Genomic DNA, 16,925 nt, shown 5'->3' with positions numbered 1-16,925 from the left:
ACTTGTGAAAAATAAGAGACATCACCATGTTTGAAGCCCTTAACCTGAGCTGTGTTCGCGATGAGCGAACCTTGTTTAGCGGCTTAAGTTTCACTATCGAACCGGGTGAAATGGTGCAGATTGAAGGCCGTAACGGCGCCGGTAAAACCAGTTTACTGCGTATTCTTGCCGGGTTGTCCTCTCCGGACGCCGGTGAAGTCCGCTGGCAGGGCGTGAGTACCCGCCGTCAGCGCGATATTTTCCATCAGCAACTTCTGTACCTCGGCCATCAGCCCGGCGTAAAGTCAGTGCTCACTGCGTTTGAAAACCTTGCCTTCTGTCAGTCAGTGACCGGAAAAACCGATGCCGACGCTATTTATCAGGCGCTGGAGAATGTCGGTTTGCTGGGCTACGAAGATGTGACGGTGGCGCAGATGTCAGCCGGACAGCAACGCCGTGTCGCGCTGGCGCGTTTATGGCTGAGTGAAGCGCCGCTGTGGATCCTCGATGAACCGCTGACCGCGATTGATAAACAGGGCGTTGCCACACTGATTGCCCTGTTTGAGCAACATGCGCAGCAGGGCGGAATGGTGCTGCTGACCACGCATCAGGATTTGCAGGGTGTGAACCGCGACGTGCGAAAACTTCGTCTGACCAGTGCTGAGCCGGTGTGACGCGAAAGGGAAAGAATAGGAATGTTTACGAAAGTCCTGCGCCGCGAGCTGAAAATCGCCTTTCGCAAAAGCGCTGAAATTATTAACCCGCTGTGGTTCTTCCTGATTGTGATTACGCTGTTCCCGCTCGGGATCGGCCCCGAGCCTAAATTACTGGCACGCATTGCACCCGGCATTGTCTGGGTCGCCGCGCTGCTGTCCTCGTTGCTGGCGCTGGAAAGGTTGTTCCGTGACGACTACCTGGACGGCTCGCTTGAACAACTGTTGTTACTGCCTTCGCCGCTGGCACTCACGGTTCTGGGGAAAGTATGTGCTCACTGGGTGGTGACCGGTTTGCCGTTACTGATCCTCTCTCCGCTGATTGCTTTGCTGCTTTCACTGGATTTTGACACCTGGAAAGCCGTCGCACTGACGATTTTACTGGGGACGCCGACGCTGAGTTTTATCGGCGCGATTGGTGTGGCGCTGACCGTCGGGTTGCGCAAGGGCGGCGTTCTGCTCAGTCTTCTGGTGCTGCCGCTGTACATTCCGGTGCTTATTTTTGCCACCGGCGCGATTGATGCCGCCTCGATGTCGATGCCCATTGGCGGTTATCTGGCCATTCTTGGTGCGATGCTGGCGGGCAGTGCGACGCTAGCGCCATTCGCGACGGCCGCTGCTCTGCGAGTCAGTGTTCACTAACCCGTCATGCTTCGAGCCGCAGATGCGTTGGCTGCGCTTCGCCACCCGAATCACTTACTTGTGTAAGCTCATCGGGATGGCGTCGTTTGCCGCCTTTCTGCAACTCGAATTAGTCAGGGTTAACCTGGACGCTGGCCAGTAGCACAGAATTATTTTACGTGTCGTTACAATAGAGAAGAAAAAACGCAACCTTTGACTAACATCACACTTCTCTATAGTGAACAATAGAGACGCCAACAATAAGTGCGGGTGATTGAAGGCTGACCGCGCAAGAACCCACCGAGGTTCCACGGCATATCACACAGTGACATTTTATAGTGAGCAACGATAACAATGTGGAAATGGTTACATCAACTCGCAAGGCCTGAACGGCTTTACCACGTCTGTGGCCGGTTCATTCCCTGGCTCGGCATTTTGGGTTTTGCCTGCCTGCTGATCGGCTGGGTATGGGGTTTTGGCTATGCGCCACCGGATTACCAGCAAGGTAACAGTTACCGGATAATGTATATCCATGTCCCGGCGGCGATCTGGTCGATGGGCATTTACAGCGCGATGGCGATCGCGGCCTTTATCGGCCTGGTGTGGCAGATGAAAATGTCGGATCTGGCGGTGGCTGCGATGGCACCGGTCGGCGCGGTGTTCACGTTTATCGCGCTGGTCACCGGCTCCGCATGGGGCAAGCCGATGTGGGGCACCTGGTGGGTGTGGGATGCGCGTCTGACCTCCGAACTGGTGTTGCTGTTCCTGTATCTCGGTGTGATTGCACTGTACAACGCCTTCGACGACCGCCGTCTGGCCGGACGTGCCGCCGGTATTCTGGTGCTGGTCGGCGTGGTAAACATTCCCATCATCCATTATTCCGTACAGTGGTGGAACACCCTGCATCAGGGTTCCACTAACATGCAGCAGACCATCGACCCGAGCATGCGTTATCCGCTGCGCTGGGCGATCTTCGGTTATCTGTTCTTCTTTATTACCCTGACGCTGATGCGTTTGCGTAACCTGATTTTGGTTCAGGAACGTCTGCGTCCGTGGGTGGCTGGCTTGCTGAATAAGGAGCATCGCGGATGAGCCCTGCATTCTCAAGCTGGCATGATTTCTTTGCGATGGGCGGCTATGCCTTTTATGTCTGGCTGTCGGTCGCCGCCACCCTGATTTCCCTGATTGCGCTGGTGGTGCATACCTTTGTGCAGCACCGGCAGATCCTAGGCGAGGTTCATCGTCGTCAGGCGCGTGAAAAACGTATCAGTCAGTCTCAGTCTAAAAAACAGCAAGACGCGCAGACGTCACCGCTGGAACCGGACACTTCCCCGGAGAAGTTATTGTGAATCCACGTCGTAAAAAGCGGCTGTCGCTGGCGCTGGTGGTGCTGATCGGCCTTGGCCTGAGCATCTCACTGGTGATGTACGCGCTGCGCTCGAATATTGATTTGTTTTATACACCCAGTGAAATATTGCAGGGCAAAGGTGAAGACCACGAAATGCCGACCGTCGGCCAGCGCCTGCGTATCGGCGGTATGGTGATGCCCGGTTCCGTGAAGCGTGATCCGAAAAGTTTGCAGGTCAGTTTTAAAATTTATGATGCGCGCGGTGCGATCGCGGTGACATACAACGGCATCCTGCCGGATCTGTTTCGCGAAGGGCAGGGCGTGGTGGCGCAGGGCGTGATGGAACCGGGGAACGTGGTGAATGCCATTCAGGTTCTGGCGAAACACGATGAAAAATATGTGCCGCCGGAAGTTGCCGACGCCATGAAAGAAAACCACAAAGGGCCGGCTTCGGCCTATGTGGGCAACGATAAAGGAAATGACCGCTCATGATGCCGGAACTGGGAACATTTGCACTCTGTCTGGCGTTAGGTCTGGCGGTGTTACTGAGTATTTATCCGCAGTGGGGCGCTGCCCGTCAGGACAGCCGGATGATGGCGATGGCGCGTCCGCTGGCGTACGGCATGTTCGCCTGCATCGTGCTGGCCTTCATTATTCTGGTGCATGCGTTTGTGGTGAATGATTTTACCGTCGCGTATGTCGCCAATAACTCCAACACCCGTCTGCCGGTATATTACCGCGTGGCGGCCACCTGGGGCGCACACGAAGGTTCGCTGCTGCTGTGGGTGTTATTGCTGAGTTGCTGGACGCTCGCCGTGGCGCTGTTCAGCCGCCGTATGCCGCAGGATGCGGTGTCGCGCGTGCTGGCGGTGATGGGCATGATCACCGGCGGTTTCCTGCTGTTTATTTTGCTGACGTCGAATCCGTTTATCCGCTCTTTGCCGAATTTCCCGGTAGACGGCAGCGACCTGAATCCGGTGTTGCAGGATATCGGCCTGATTTTCCATCCGCCTTTGCTGTACATGGGATACGTCGGTTTCTCCGTGGCCTTTGCGTTCGCGATTGCTTCGCTGATGGCCGGTCGTCTGGATACCGCATGGGCGCGCTGGTCGCGTCCGTGGACACAAGCCGCGTGGGTGTTTCTGACTATCGGCATTGTGCTCGGGTCCGCCTGGGCGTATTACGAATTAGGCTGGGGCGGCTGGTGGTTCTGGGATCCGGTTGAGAACGCCTCCTTTATGCCGTGGCTGGCCGGTACGGCGCTGATCCACTCGCTGGCGGTGACCGAAAAGCGCGGGACGTTTAAAGCCTGGACGGTACTGCTGGCGATCACCGCGTTCTCGCTGTGTCTGCTCGGCACTTTCCTGGTGCGCTCCGGCGTGCTGGTCTCCGTTCACTCGTTTGCTTCGGATCCGGCGCGCGGCATGTTTATCCTCGCTTATCTGGTGATTGTGATCGGCGGCTCGCTGCTGCTGTATGCCTTCAAAGGTAACTCGGTGCGCGCGCCGAGCCGTCACGAATTACACTCTCGCGAAAGCTATCTGCTGGGCAACAACGTGTTGCTGGTCGCGGCGATGCTGGTGGTGCTGCTCGGTACGTTGCTGCCGCTGATCCACAAACAGCTCGGGCTGGGCAGTATTTCTATCGGCGAACCCTTCTTTAATACGATGTTTACCTGGCTGATGGCACCGCTGGCGCTGCTGCTGGGGATCGGGCCGCTGGTGCGCTGGCGTCGTGATGAACCGAGCAAACTGTGGCGTCGTCTGGGCCTGGCGCTGGTCGTCACGCTGGTCTTGTCGATTCTTCTGCCGTGGTTGTTGCAGGATAAAATTGTCGGCATGACCGTGGTCGGTATGCTGATGTCGGTGTGGGTGATCGTCCTTACGCTGATGGAACTGCACGAACGCGCCACGCACCGTCATTCATTCTGGCGCGGTCTGACCAAACTTTCCCGCAGTCACTGGGGCATGGTGCTTGGCCATCTCGGCGTGGCGGTCACGGTGATCGGCATCGCCTTCAGCCAGAATTACAGCGTGGAGCGCGATGTGCGCATGAAGTCCGGCGATACCGTGGATATTCATGACTATCACTTTATTTTCCGCGATGTTCGTGACATTACCGGCCCGAACTATACCGGCGGTGAGGCGAATATTGACGTCACTCAGAACGGCAAAAAAGTCACCACGCTGCACGCTGAAAAACGCTTCTACAGCGTGGCGCGCAGCATGATGACCGAAGCGGCCATCGACGGCAATCTGGCGCGTGACCTGTACGCCGCGCTGGGTGAAGAGATGGACGACGGATCCTGGGCTGTGCGGTTGTACTACAAACCTTTTGTCCGCTGGATCTGGCTCGGCGGCCTGTTTATGGCGGCGGGCGGCGTGCTGTGTATTCTCGATCCGCGCTATCGCATGAGCAAAAAGCTTAAGAAGCAAGGTCTGACGGAGGCTGAAGAAGCATGAACCGTAAACTCCTCTTTATTCCGCTGATCTTGTTTCTGGCGCTGGCCGCAGCCTTTCTGGTGCAACTGACCCGCAATGCCAACGGCGATGATCCGACCTTGCTGGAATCTGCCCTGATCGGCAAACCGGTGCCGGTGTTCAAACTGGAATCGCTGGCGCAGGCGGGGAAAACCTACGATCAGTCGGTACTGCGCGACGGCAAACCGATGCTGCTCAATGTCTGGGCGACGTGGTGCCCGACCTGCCGCGCCGAACATGATTATCTGAATACCCTCGCCGCCAAAGGTGTACGCGTGGTCGGGCTGAATTATAAAGACGACCGGCAGAAAGCGGTCAACTGGCTGAATACGCTGGGTAATCCTTACATGCTGAGTCTGTACGACGGCGACGGCATGCTGGGGTTAGATCTGGGGGTTTACGGTGCGCCGGAAACGTTCCTGATCGACGGACAGGGCATCATCCGCTATCGCCATGCCGGTGACCTGAATGAAAAGGTCTGGCAGAGCGAAGTCTTGCCGCTGTACAAAAAATACGGAGGCAGCGTATGAGACTGATTTCATCACTGCCCGCGTTGCTGCTGGGCATGCTGCTGAGTGTCAGTGCTTTTGCGTCGATTGATACGTATCAGTTCACATCGCCGGAGCAGGAACAGGCTTACCGCGACATCACCGCGCAGCTGCGCTGTCCGAAATGCCAGAACACCAATATCGCGGCGTCGGATTCGATCATCGCCGCCGATATGCGCACCAAGGTGTTTCAGCTGCTCAATGAAGGGCAGGATCGCCAGCAAATCGTGGCCTATATGGTGGCGCGTTACGGTAATTTCGTCACTTACGAACCGCCGGTCACGCCCTCGACGATCATTTTGTGGCTCGGTCCGGTGCTGGTGATTGTGATTGGCGCGGGAATGATTTTCATGCGTTCCCGCCGTGGTAGGGTGCGCACGATAAACACAACAGAAGACATGTCAGAACAAGAGAGACAGCGCCTGGCGCAGTTACTTAAAGACAGCGACGGGAAAGGATCATGAGCATTTTTTGGCTGTGCATTATTGTGATGCTGGTTATCGCGCTGGCACTGTTTATTGTGCCGGTGGTGCGTGGCGACCGGGCGGAACATACCTCCCGCGATGCGCTGAACAAAGCGTTTTACCATCACCGTCTGAGTGAGCTGGAAGAAGACGAAGCGCAGGGCGTGGTGGATGAGCGTCCGGCGCATATTCAGGAGTTACAGGAAAACCTGCTGACGGACATTCCTGCCGGACAGGCACCGGTTGCGGTTCAGCCGATAGGCCGCTGGACGCTGGTGCCGGGCGGTATTCTGCTGGTGATCATCACGCTGGGGCTGTATCTCTACGCCGGTGGTCTGGGGCAGGTGAGTGCGTGGAATCAGGTGATGCAACACATGCCTGATCTGCGCCACCGCATTGCTGACGATCACGGCGCGCCGCTGACCGCCACGGATGTGCAGGATCTGGGGCTCGGATTGCGTACCGATTTGCAGGCCAATCCGGATAATATTCAGGACTGGGTGATGCTTGGCCGGGTCGGGATGGCGCTCAACAATGCCGCCACCGCCACGCAGGCGTATGCCCATGCGTATCAGCTCGCGCCAAACGATATGTCCGTCAAACTCGGTTATGCCGAAGTGCTGACCCGCTCGTCGGATCCGCAGGATAACCTTACCGGCGGCAATCTGTTACGCAGTATGCTGGAAAAATCTCAGGGCGATCTGCGTGTGCTAAGCCTGCTGGCCTATAATGAATATGAACAGGGTCATTACCCGCAAGCCATTGGCGCGTGGGAAGTTATGCAGAAAATCCTGCCTGCCGGGGATAAGCGTCTGGAAATGGTTAACGCCAGCATTGCGCAGGCAAAACAGAAAGCCGGTCTGGATCAGGCTAAACTGGCGGTCAATGTGACGCTTTCTGCTGACGCACAGACGAAACTTCCGCAGAATGGCACGGTCTTTATTTCCGTGACAGATGGCAGCAGTCCGGTGCCGGTAGCGGTTAAAAAGCTGCCGCTCAGCCGCTTCCCGCTGGCGATCACTGTCGATGACAGCAACGCAATGATGCCGGAACGCTTGCTTTCTTCGCTGCATCAATTAAAAGTACGCGTTCGTATTTCACAAAATGGTCTGGCAACCCCGGCCTCAGGTGACTGGTACGGCGACAGTCCGCTGATCGATTTTACCGGTAACGGTCAGGTCAGCATCGACATTAATCAGCAGGTTCCATAATAAGGAACCGACGATCAAAAACAGGGAGATATCCATGAACTTACGCCTGACTGGGCTGGCGTTTGCGACAGTTTTGCTGGTCGGTTGTGCCGGCACGTCCGGATCTTCGGACAGCGAACAGCAAGGACGTTCTGATCCGCTCGAAGGTTTCAACCGGGTGATGTTCGACTTTAACTACAACTATATGGATCCGTACCTCGTGCGGCCTGTTGCCGTCGCATGGCGTGATTACGTGCCGCAACCGGCGCGTAACGGTACCAGCAATTTCCTCAGCAACCTTGATGAACCGGCCAGCATGGTCAACTCCTTGCTGAAAGGCGATCCGTACCGTGCGGCGATCCACTTCAACCGTTTCTTCCTGAACACGCTTCTGGGGATGGGCGGTCTGATTGACGTGGCGGGCATGGCGAATCCGAAACTGGCGCGCGAGGAAGCACAAGGCTTCGGCAGCACGCTGGGACATTACGGTGTCGGCTACGGTCCGTATGTGGTTCTGCCGGGTTATGGCAGCGCGACCATTCGTGATGAAGGGGGCGATCTGGTCGATGATCTGTACCCGATGCTCAGCTACCTGACCTTCTGGATGTCGGCCGGTAAATGGGTACTGGAAGGCGTCGAAACCCGTGCTGAACTGCTCGATTCTGATGGCCTGATCCGTAACTCTTCTGATCCGTATCTGTTTATCCGTGAAGCGTACTTCCAGCGTCATGATTTCCTGGCGAGAGGCGGTCAGCTGACGCCGCAGGAAAACCCGAACGCGGCATTGATTCAGGGCGACCTGAAAGATATCGATGCGGAATAACCGTTTCTTGTGCATAAAAAAAGCGCCTTCCGGCGCTTTTTTTCTCTCTGGCGTAACTTTGGCTTATCAGAAGCTATAGTTAAAGTTCGCGCCATACAGCATCGCGGTGCCTTTCGCTTCGAACTCATAGTTCGGTACACCGTCTGCCACTTTCTCGCTGATATTCACTGTCTGGCCGTGCATATAGGAGACACCGACATCCACTGACGCATCTTTATTGAAGGCGTAAGTGGTACCCGCGGAAATCCAGAAGCGATCCTGATCCGGGATAGAAATGGTGCGGTTATCTGCCGGAACCGGGCTGTCATCGAAGGCTATACCGGTACGGAAAGTCCAGTTCTCGTCGTAGTAATACGTGGTACCCAACGCGATGCGGTACGCATCATGGTAGCCTTCGTCTTTCTGGAACAGGGTCTGACCGTCAGAACCGGTGGCTTTCAGCTCCTGGAACTGGCTCCAGCTGGTGTAAGCCAGGCTGTAGTGAATCGCCCATTTCGGTGCGACTTTGTTATAACCGGACAATTCCCACATTTCTGGCAGGTTGAGGGTCAGAGAACCCGGAACGGTATGACCGCCCGTGCCGCCTAACGCCTGCGGAATGCCGTTGCGGTATTCGCCGTCAAAGTCGATTTTCACTTCTGAACGGTAGGTGAAACCGTAACGGTTATTATCATCCACTTCATACAAGATACCGGCGTTCCAGCCGTAGCCCCATTCGTTACCTTTCAGCTTGGCGGCTTCCGTGTCGGCTGGCAGCAGGCCACCCGTTTGCAGCGGAACCAGCTCACCGGCGGTACGACGGATTTTCGCTTTCGCGTAGACGGCATCAAAGCCGACACCGAAGCTGAAATTCTGGTTCAAACGGTAAGCCACACTTAAGTTAGTGTTGATGGTGGTGAGGTCTGTTTCACCGCCGATCGGGCCTGCCGGATAATTATCGCTAAATTCTGTCGCCAGACCGTAGTTGGAGGTGGCTGATGCGCCAACCGCCCATTGATCGTCCAGAGGCATAATAAAGTGGATATTCGGCACCCACTGATTTGGCGCAATATTATCATCACTGGTGCTGGCACCGGTGACCGGGGATTTCCCCGTCACGCTGACGTCCGGGTCGACATAAATCGCGCCTGCCGAGAAGGAAGGGCGATCGAACATGGTCATGGTTGCCGGGTTACGGCTACCGGACGCTGCGGTGTCAGCGATAGCGCCTTCACCAGAGAAGGAGCGACCTAAGCCCGCAGCGGTATATTCATTTAACTGAAAACCTGCTGCATATACATTGGAGGAAACAATTGCCACTGCAGCTGCCAGAGCTGATCTTTTAAACAGGTTTTTCTGGTTCATGACCAAAACCTCAATTTTATGTTTTTTATCAAACAATGTTACATGACGTAACAATGAGCGCGGGATTGTAGGGTCCGTTATCAGTCTGACAAATCAGACCAGTGAGCGAAGTATAGGTCTGACCTGTGGTGTAGTTGCAATAATGTTTCATTGATATTTCTTACTTGATGCAAGAAATTGGATCCACTTAACAAAAAACCAACAATAAAAGTTCAATTAAGAAACGTTAAAGTGAGAAGGCAGACTTAGTTTTAACCGATTGCTTGTATTTACGTGATCTGGATCACCCCAAAGCCACATAAAAAGTAAGTTGTCGTGTGTTGTCAGGGCGGTGGCGTAAAATACAGGCTGAAAATAAATTCTTTATTCGCAAACAGGCCAGACGGTGGATGTTGCCGTTGATGCCGGGGAGAAAATGATGTCTGACGTAACTATGTCCTCCAAATCCACCCAACCTCTGCATTCCATCAACAAATGTGGCGCGGAAGAAACCGCCGCCTGCTGTTGTGTTGATGTGGGTACCATCATGGACAACACCGATTGCACCGCCTCTTACAGCCGCGTTTTCGAAAATGAAGCACAGGCGAAAGAAATGCTGCAAACCCTGACCGAACGTGCGCGCGATGTAGAATCCGAGCCATGCGAAATCACCAGCCGTCTGGAAAAAGTCGAAGGCGGCGTTGAGCTGAATATCGATTTCACCTTTAGCTGTCAGGCTGAGACCATGATCTTCCAGTTAGCCTTGCGCTAATCCCCGTCATACTTTGAGCCGCAGATGCGTTGGCTGCACTCAGTAACCCGAATCACTGACTTATGTCAGCTCATCGGGATTACTTCGATTGCCGCCTTTCTGAGACTCAAATTATTTAGGGGAAGTTTTAAATTGTAATACCGCTTATATAAGCGGTATTTTTTTGTCCGCTATTCCTGCCTGTCGCATTTCTTCTCCTTCTTATTTCAGAAAAATTTGCTGTTGCTCGCACTTCACTGCCTTTCGCTTTGCCAAATGTAAATACATGGTTAAAACTGAGTTATCAGGTCTGACCTCTTAAGACCCTATTTTTTCTCAGGAGCGTGTATGAACAAAGTCATTCCACTGGTAACGCGTGAGGGCGATCGCATTGCGATTGTCGATGGCTTGCGTACGCCGTTTGCGAAACAGGCCACCGCCTATCACGGCATTCCTGCTGTCGATCTCGGCAAAATCGTGGTCAGTGAGCTGCTGGCAAAAAGTGGGATAGACCCGAAAGACATCGACCAGCTGGTTTTCGGCCAGGTGGTGCAGATGCCGGAGGCGCCGAATATTGCGCGTGAGATTGTGCTGGGCACCGGCATGAATGTTTCGACCGATGCCTACAGTGTGTCGCGCGCCTGTGCCACCAGCTTTCAGGCGGTAGCGAACGTGGCGGAAAGCATTCTCAGCGGCACAGTCAGTGTCGGGATCGCGGGCGGAGCGGATTCCTCCTCGGTGTTGCCGATTGGCGTCAGTAAACGTCTCGTCCGCGCACTGGTGGACGTGAATAAAGCGCGCACGCTGTCGCAGCGCCTTTCCATTTTCAGCAAACTGAAACTGCGCGATTTACTGCCGGTGCCACCGGCGGTCGCGGAATATTCCACCGGTTTGCGGATGGGCGATACGGCCGAGCAAATGGCGAAAAGTCATCACATCAGCCGTGCGGAACAGGATGAGCTGGCGCACCGCTCGCATACACTGGCCGCGCAGGCGTGGGAGCAGGGGTATCTGACCTCTCAGGTGATGGCCGCGCAGGTGCCGCCGTACCGCGAGGTGCTGCAAAAAGACAACAATATTCGTCTCAACTCTGAAATCGGCCAGTACGCGAAATTGCGTCCGGCGTTTGACCGCAAACACGGCACGGTCACTGCCGCCACCAGCACGCCGCTGACCGATGGCGCGGCGGCGGTGCTGATGATGAGTGAATCGCGTGCGCGGGAACTGGGTCTGAAACCGCTGGGTTATCTGACAAGTTTTGCCTTCGCCGCCATCGACGTCTGGGAAGATATGCTGCTCGGCCCGGCTTATGCCACGCCGCTGGCGCTGGATCGCGCCGGACTGACGCTGGGCGATCTGGATCTGATCGATATGCACGAGGCGTTCGCGGCGCAGACGCTGGCGAATATCAAAATGTTAGCCAGTGATGAATTTGCCCGTGAAAAACTCGGGCGCAGTCAGGCGGTTGGCGAAATAGACTGGGATATATTTAACGTTCTGGGCGGTTCGCTGGCGTACGGGCATCCATTTGCCGCAACCGGCGCACGAATGATTACGCAAACGCTGCATGAATTACGCCGCCGTGGCGGAAAATACGGGCTGACCACAGCGTGCGCAGCGGGTGGCCTGGGCGGGGCGATGATTGTGGAGGCCGCGCAATGAGGGACACGATGGAAAACCGACAACCCGCAGAAACCGAAGCGACTGAACCGGTTTCCGCTTTCTCACTGATGTTTACCGCAGAACATATCGGCATCATCACTATTGATGTTCCGGGCGAAAAGGTGAACACCTTAAAGGCTGAATTTGCTCAGCAAATTTGCGCCATTTTGCAAAAAGCGCAGCAGTATCCGAATCTGAAAGGTCTGGTGCTGATTTCCGGCAAGCCGGACTCGTTTATTGCCGGTGCCGATATCACCATGATTTCCGGTTGCAGGACGGCCGCCGAAGCCAGTGAACTGGCGCAGAAAGGTCAGACGGTGATGTCGCACATTGCCTCATTTTCTGTGCCGGTGGTGGCGGCCATTCACGGTGCCTGTCTGGGCGGCGGACTGGAGCTGGCGCTGGCCTGTCATTCCCGAGTGTGCTCGCTGGATGACAAAACCCAACTTGGTCTGCCGGAAGTGCAACTGGGCTTACTGCCGGGTTCCGGCGGCACACAGCGCCTTCCGCGTCTGATCGGCGCGCCAAAAGCGCTGGAGCTGATGCTGACCGGTCGCAGCGTTCGCGCCAAACAGGCGCTGCGGATGGGGCTGGTGGATGATGCCGTTCCTTACTCTATTTTGCTGCAAACGGCGCTGGAGCGTGTCGCGAAGGGACGTAAATCGCGTCCGCCATTACCGTGGCAGGCGCGGCTGGCAGGGGGGCCGCTGGGCAAAAGCGTGCTGTTCCATTTTGTGCGCAAACAAACCCGTGCCAAAACGCATGGCAATTATCCGGCGACCGAAAAAATCATTGATGTGGTAAGAACCGGGCTGGATCAGGGCAGCGGTAACGGCTATCAGGCCGAAGCCAACGCGTTTGGCGAACTGGTGATGACGCCGGAATCCGCCGCGTTGCGCGGCCTGTTTTTTGCTTCTACTGCGCTGAAGAAAGAAAAGGGCGGAGACGCCGAACCCCTGCCGGTGCGCCGTGTGGGCATTCTCGGCGGCGGCCTGATGGGCGGCGGTATCGCCAACGTGACCGCCACCAAAGCCGGTCTGCCGGTGCGCATCAAAGACATTAACCACGAAGGCATCCGCCATGCGCTGAAATACAGCTGGGATCTGCTGGAGAAAAAAGTGCATCGCCGCAGGCTGACCCGCAACGAGCAGCAGCGTCAGATGATGCTGATTTCCGGCACCACTGATTACAGCGGGTTTGCGCGCATCGATATCGTGGTGGAAGCCGTATTTGAGGACTTGTCACTCAAGCAATCAATGGTGGCAGAAATCGAACAAAATGCCGCACCGCACACGATTTTCGCCTCAAACACCTCTTCCCTGCCGATCCATCGCATCGCAGAGCAGGCCGCCAGACCTGAACAGGTCATTGGTCTGCACTATTTCAGCCCGGTGGATAAAATGCCGCTTGTGGAGGTGATCCCCCACGCAGGCACCAGCGCACAGACGATTTCCACCACCGTGGCGCTGGCGAAGAAACAGGGGAAAACAGCGATTGTGGTGGGCGACAGCGCCGGATTCTATGTAAACCGTATTCTTGCCCCTTATATCAATGAGGCGGCCCGTTGCCTGCTGGCGGGAGAACCTGTCGATCACATCGACAGCGCGCTGGTGAATTTCGGCTTCCCGGTCGGACCGGTTCAGTTACTGGACGAAGTCGGGATTGATGTCGGCACCAAAATCGTACCGATTCTGGAAGAGGCGTTCGGTGAGCGGTTTGCCGCACCGTCCGGCTTTGATGCGGTGCTTAAAGACGACCGCAAAGGGCGTAAAAACGGCAAAGGTTTCTACCTTTACAGCCAGAAAGGACGGGCGGCGAAGAAAAAACAGGTCGATCCGTCGGTCTATCGCCTGCTGAATGTCACGCCAAAAGCGCAGCAACCGGAAGAAGAGATCGCCCGCCGTTGCGTGATGCTGATGCTCAACGAAGCGGTACGATGCCTCGATGAGAACGTGATCCGCAGTGCCCGCGATGGCGATCTCGGGGCTGTGTTCGGGATTGGTTTCCCGCCATTCCGCGGTGGCCCGTTCCGTTACATCGAATCGCTGGGTGTGGCCAAGGTGGTGAAAACCCTTGAGCAACTGGCGCAGCAATATGGCGAACGTTTTGCGCCCTGCGAAGGATTATTACGTCGCGCAGAGCAGGGGGAAGGATTCTGTTCAGCGCGCGAGGCACGCGAAAAGGTCAGTGAAGTGTGATTGCGGTCACTGCTTATTGCTGAATTTCGCGCGAATCTGGAACAGATCCTGCTTGCAGCCAGACATATGCCGGCGGGATCTTTTTTATGGTGAGGCTGACTTTGTACAGAAACAAAGCCAAACGATTGATCTACAACCCGAGTGGTTAAATAATCAGCACAATGGTTTACAACCGGTAAGGGTTGGTGTAAAAAACAGCGTTTTCTTTACGTGAACTTTCAGGCAAAATGCCCGACCGCTGATGCTTACCATGCAAAGCATGTGGGCACAGCGCGTTAAGTGGATGTACTGCCTTACAGCTATCTTGTAATGAGAACGGTCACCTCTGCGGTGACTGACATGCTGGGCAACGGGTGATACAGCACGCAAGGCGTTTCTGTATAGCGCTATTTTTGTTAACAAAAGCGGTGCAATATGCAAGTTGTAATTATGCGTCACGGTGATGCAGTTCTCGAAGCTGCAAGCGATTCAGTTCGCCCGTTAAGCGAATGCGGATGTGACGAATCAGTACATATGGCTGCCTGGCTGAATGGCCGTGGCGTCAACATTGACCGTGTTCTGGTCAGTCCGTACCTGCGTGCGCAGCAGACACTTGAAAAAGTGCGCCAGTGTCTGGCTCTGCCTGAAAACGTTGAAATTGATATTCTGAAAGAGCTGACGCCGGGCGGTGATCCTGCTCTGGTCGCCAGTGAACTGCAACATCTGGCGCTGACCGGCGTCAGTGCCGTGCTGGTGGTCTCTCACCTGCCGCTGGTCGGTTATCTGGTGGCAGAACTGTGTCCGGGCGTCTGCCCGCCGATGTTTGCCACATCAGCCATGGCCAGCATCGAGCTGAACGGGGAAACCGGTCAGGGGACGTTTGACTGGCAGTTCAGCCCATGCCAGGTCATGGCCAAAGTATAATCCCCGTCATACTTCGCATTGCAGATGCGTTGGCTGCGCTCACTTACCCCGGTCACATAGTTATCTATGCTCCCGGGGATGCGTTCACTTGCCGCCTTCCTGCAATCCGAATTATTTAGGGGATCTGTTCTGAGACAGACAGTTCAGCGACAGACAAAAGAAAGGCACAGCTTCGGCTGTGCCTTTCTCGTTTCTGATGGTTGGGGTGGGGTCAGCTGATTTTGTCGTCCAGCTCCACCAGCACCAGCAGGGCGGCGGTGCCACCGAGTTCTTTCGGGGCCTGATGGAAGGCTTCGACGTCAGGGTGCTGTGCCAGCCACAAAGGCGTTTGCTGTTTGAGAATATGCTTGCCGTGACCGTGCATGACGCAGGCGCAGTGGACATGTTCGCGACGGCAGGCGGCGATCAGCGCGCCCAGTTCCTGTTTGGCTTCTTTCTGCGTTAAACCGTGCAAATCGAGAAACAGCTCGGGTGAGTAATCACCGCGCCGCAATTTTTTCAGTTCAAAATGACTGATGTCTGGCCGGATGTGACGAACCGGGCCTTCTTCCTGCAACATCGGCTGGAATTCATCAGAAAAATAATAACTTGCGTCCACCTGCTCCTGAATCAGCTTTTTAGGTGACAGTTCGGCCACCTTTTTCCGTGGCGGACGGTGAGTAATCGTATCGTTTTTCAGGCGCTTGACGCCCGGTACGGCCTCGCGGAATAACGCGGCTTCTTCCGGGCTGAGCAGGTGTTTTTTCTTCATCTTTTCATCGTCATTTTCGCTCAATTCACACAGTGTACCTTCCGTCGCCCTGCGGTTTAAAGAAAACTCAGGGTTAAATTCTTCGAGACATCGCGCAAGTGCGTTGACTAGCTGCTGATTTGTGGCGGGCTTCGTGGCAAACTATGCGGCAAATAATGGGTTAAACGTCTGTTAAAAACCCGTGCACTGCCTGGAGAATAAAATTGGACAAAATTTTCGTCGACGAAGCTGTCAGTGAACTGCATACCATTCAGGATATGCTGCGCTGGACCGTCAGCCGCCTGAACGCGGCCAATGTCTATTACGGTCACGGCACCGATAACCCGTGGGACGAAGCAGTGCAACTGGTCTTGCCAAGCGTGTTTTTGCCGCTGGACATTCCTGAAGATATGCACACCGCGCGCCTGACCTCCAGCGAGCGTCACCGTATCGTTGAACGTGTGATCCGCCGCGTTAACGAGCGCATCCCGGTGGCCTATCTGACCAATAAAGCCTGGTTCTGCGACATGGAATTTTATGTCGATGAACGCGTTCTGGTGCCGCGCTCGCCGATTGGTGAACTGATCACCAACCGTTTCTCCGGCATCCTGAGTGAGCAACCGCAGCACATTCTGGACATGTGTACCGGCAGCGGCTGTATCGCTATTGCCTGCGCTTATGCATTCCCGGAAACCGAAGTTGACGCTGTCGACATTTCTGCCGATGCGCTGGCCGTCGCAGAACGCAACATCGACACGCATGGCATCGAGAACTGGGTTACGCCAATCCGCTCTGACCTGTTCCGCGAACTGCCTCCGCTGCAATACGACCTGATTGTGACCAATCCGCCGTATGTGGACGAAGAAGACATGTCAGATCTGCCGCAGGAATATCGCCACGAGCCGGTTCTGGGTCTGGCTTCCGGCACTGACGGTCTGAAACTGACCCGCCGCATTCTGGCCTGTGCGCCGGATTACCTGACCGACAACGGCGTGCTGATTTGTGAAGTGGGCAACAGCATGGTGCATCTGATGGATCAATATCCTGAGATCCCGTTCACCTGGCTGGAATTTGAAAACGGCGGCGACGGTGTCTTTATGCTGACCAAACAGCAACTCCTCGATTGCGCGGAAACATTCCACGCATACAAAGACTAAAAGTCGCCTCTGACAATGATGGCCGGCATAGCGCC

General features: G+C 55.4%; 17 protein-coding genes. 15 read left to right on the top strand and 2 right to left on the bottom strand.

Going from position 1 to position 16,925, the window contains the following annotated elements:
* Nucleotides 1–26: 26 nt before the first annotated feature.
* The 10 genes from ccmA (at nt 27) to mlaA (ending at nt 8,166) form a co-directional block, all read left to right on the top strand.
* Nucleotides 27–653, top strand: a complete 627-nt coding sequence (gene ccmA, locus EYY67_RS17865; protein ID WP_119822603.1) for a cytochrome c biogenesis heme-transporting ATPase CcmA — start codon at nt 27–29, stop codon at nt 651–653.
* 21 nt (nt 654–674) lie between these two features.
* Nucleotides 675–1,334 carry a heme exporter protein CcmB gene (ccmB, locus tag EYY67_RS17860; RefSeq protein ID WP_131694033.1) on the top strand — a complete coding sequence of 220 codons (660 nt, stop codon included), beginning with the start codon at nt 675–677 and terminating at the stop codon, nt 1,332–1,334.
* A gap of 333 nt (nt 1,335–1,667) precedes the next feature.
* Nucleotides 1,668–2,405 carry a heme ABC transporter permease gene (locus tag EYY67_RS17855; RefSeq protein ID WP_131694032.1) on the top strand — a complete coding sequence of 246 codons (738 nt, stop codon included), beginning with the start codon at nt 1,668–1,670 and terminating at the stop codon, nt 2,403–2,405.
* On the top strand, nt 2,402–2,662 hold the full coding sequence (gene ccmD / locus EYY67_RS17850; protein WP_095922899.1) for a heme exporter protein CcmD: 261 nt from the start codon (nt 2,402–2,404) through the stop codon (nt 2,660–2,662). Before EYY67_RS17855 ends, ccmD begins: the two co-directional genes overlap by 4 nt.
* Entirely contained in the window at nt 2,659–3,153 is a 495-nt protein-coding gene (gene ccmE / locus EYY67_RS17845) for a cytochrome c maturation protein CcmE (protein ID WP_095922898.1), read from the top strand. Before ccmD ends, ccmE begins: the two co-directional genes overlap by 4 nt.
* Complete coding sequence (locus EYY67_RS17840) at nt 3,150–5,123, top strand: heme lyase CcmF/NrfE family subunit (RefSeq protein WP_095922897.1); 1,974 nt, start codon at nt 3,150–3,152, stop codon at nt 5,121–5,123. The genes ccmE and EYY67_RS17840 overlap by 4 nt, the downstream gene beginning before the upstream one ends.
* Nucleotides 5,120–5,671 (top strand): DsbE family thiol:disulfide interchange protein, encoded by a 552-nt coding sequence (locus tag EYY67_RS17835; RefSeq protein WP_119822599.1) that lies wholly within the window; start codon nt 5,120–5,122, stop codon nt 5,669–5,671. The genes EYY67_RS17840 and EYY67_RS17835 overlap by 4 nt, the downstream gene beginning before the upstream one ends.
* Nucleotides 5,668–6,153 (top strand): cytochrome c-type biogenesis protein, encoded by a 486-nt coding sequence (locus EYY67_RS17830; protein WP_119822598.1) that lies wholly within the window; start codon nt 5,668–5,670, stop codon nt 6,151–6,153. The genes EYY67_RS17835 and EYY67_RS17830 overlap by 4 nt, the downstream gene beginning before the upstream one ends.
* Nucleotides 6,150–7,364 (top strand): c-type cytochrome biogenesis protein CcmI, encoded by a 1,215-nt coding sequence (ccmI, locus tag EYY67_RS17825; RefSeq protein ID WP_131694031.1) that lies wholly within the window; start codon nt 6,150–6,152, stop codon nt 7,362–7,364. The genes EYY67_RS17830 and ccmI overlap by 4 nt, the downstream gene beginning before the upstream one ends.
* Before the next feature lie 34 nt (nt 7,365–7,398).
* Nucleotides 7,399–8,166, top strand: coding sequence for a phospholipid-binding lipoprotein MlaA (gene mlaA, locus EYY67_RS17820; RefSeq protein ID WP_095922893.1), 768 nt, complete (start codon nt 7,399–7,401; stop codon nt 8,164–8,166).
* Nucleotides 8,167–8,232: 66 nt separating this feature from the next.
* Here mlaA and fadL read toward each other — a convergent pair whose 3' ends face one another.
* Nucleotides 8,233–9,510: a long-chain fatty acid transporter FadL gene (fadL, locus tag EYY67_RS17815; protein ID WP_131694030.1), complete on the bottom strand. Its 1,278-nt coding sequence runs from the start codon at nt 9,508–9,510 to the stop codon at nt 8,233–8,235.
* 418 nt (nt 9,511–9,928) lie between these two features.
* Between fadL and EYY67_RS17810 the strand changes: the two genes are divergently transcribed.
* The 4 genes from EYY67_RS17810 to sixA all read left to right on the top strand — a co-directional run bounded on the left by EYY67_RS17810 (nt 9,929) and on the right by sixA (nt 15,003).
* Complete coding sequence (locus EYY67_RS17810) at nt 9,929–10,261, top strand: YfcZ/YiiS family protein (protein WP_095925185.1); 333 nt, start codon at nt 9,929–9,931, stop codon at nt 10,259–10,261.
* Nucleotides 10,262–10,588: 327 nt separating this feature from the next.
* Complete coding sequence (gene fadI / locus EYY67_RS17805) at nt 10,589–11,902, top strand: acetyl-CoA C-acyltransferase FadI (RefSeq protein ID WP_131694029.1); 1,314 nt, start codon at nt 10,589–10,591, stop codon at nt 11,900–11,902.
* Nucleotides 11,899–14,100, top strand: coding sequence for a fatty acid oxidation complex subunit alpha FadJ (gene fadJ, locus EYY67_RS17800; protein ID WP_131694028.1), 2,202 nt, complete (start codon nt 11,899–11,901; stop codon nt 14,098–14,100). Before fadI ends, fadJ begins: the two co-directional genes overlap by 4 nt.
* Nucleotides 14,101–14,514: 414 nt before the next feature.
* Nucleotides 14,515–15,003: a phosphohistidine phosphatase SixA gene (gene sixA, locus EYY67_RS17795; RefSeq protein WP_095922889.1), complete on the top strand. Its 489-nt coding sequence runs from the start codon at nt 14,515–14,517 to the stop codon at nt 15,001–15,003.
* A gap of 211 nt (nt 15,004–15,214) precedes the next feature.
* On the opposite strand, the gene smrB is transcribed toward sixA, so the two are convergent.
* Nucleotides 15,215–15,754 carry an endonuclease SmrB gene (smrB, locus tag EYY67_RS17790; protein ID WP_095925184.1) on the bottom strand — a complete coding sequence of 180 codons (540 nt, stop codon included), beginning with the start codon at nt 15,752–15,754 and terminating at the stop codon, nt 15,215–15,217.
* Between the two features lie 203 nt (nt 15,755–15,957).
* Here smrB and prmB point away from each other — a divergent pair, with 203 nt between their 5' ends.
* Entirely contained in the window at nt 15,958–16,890 is a 933-nt protein-coding gene (gene prmB / locus EYY67_RS17785) for a 50S ribosomal protein L3 N(5)-glutamine methyltransferase (RefSeq protein ID WP_095922888.1), read from the top strand.
* Nucleotides 16,891–16,925 lie beyond the last annotated feature (35 nt).

The organism is Rahnella victoriana, assembly GCF_004330295.1.
GTDB lineage: Bacteria > Pseudomonadota > Gammaproteobacteria > Enterobacterales > Enterobacteriaceae > Rahnella > Rahnella victoriana.
Note: the sequence above shows the minus strand (reverse complement) of the source record. Positions and strands in the feature narration are given on the sequence as shown.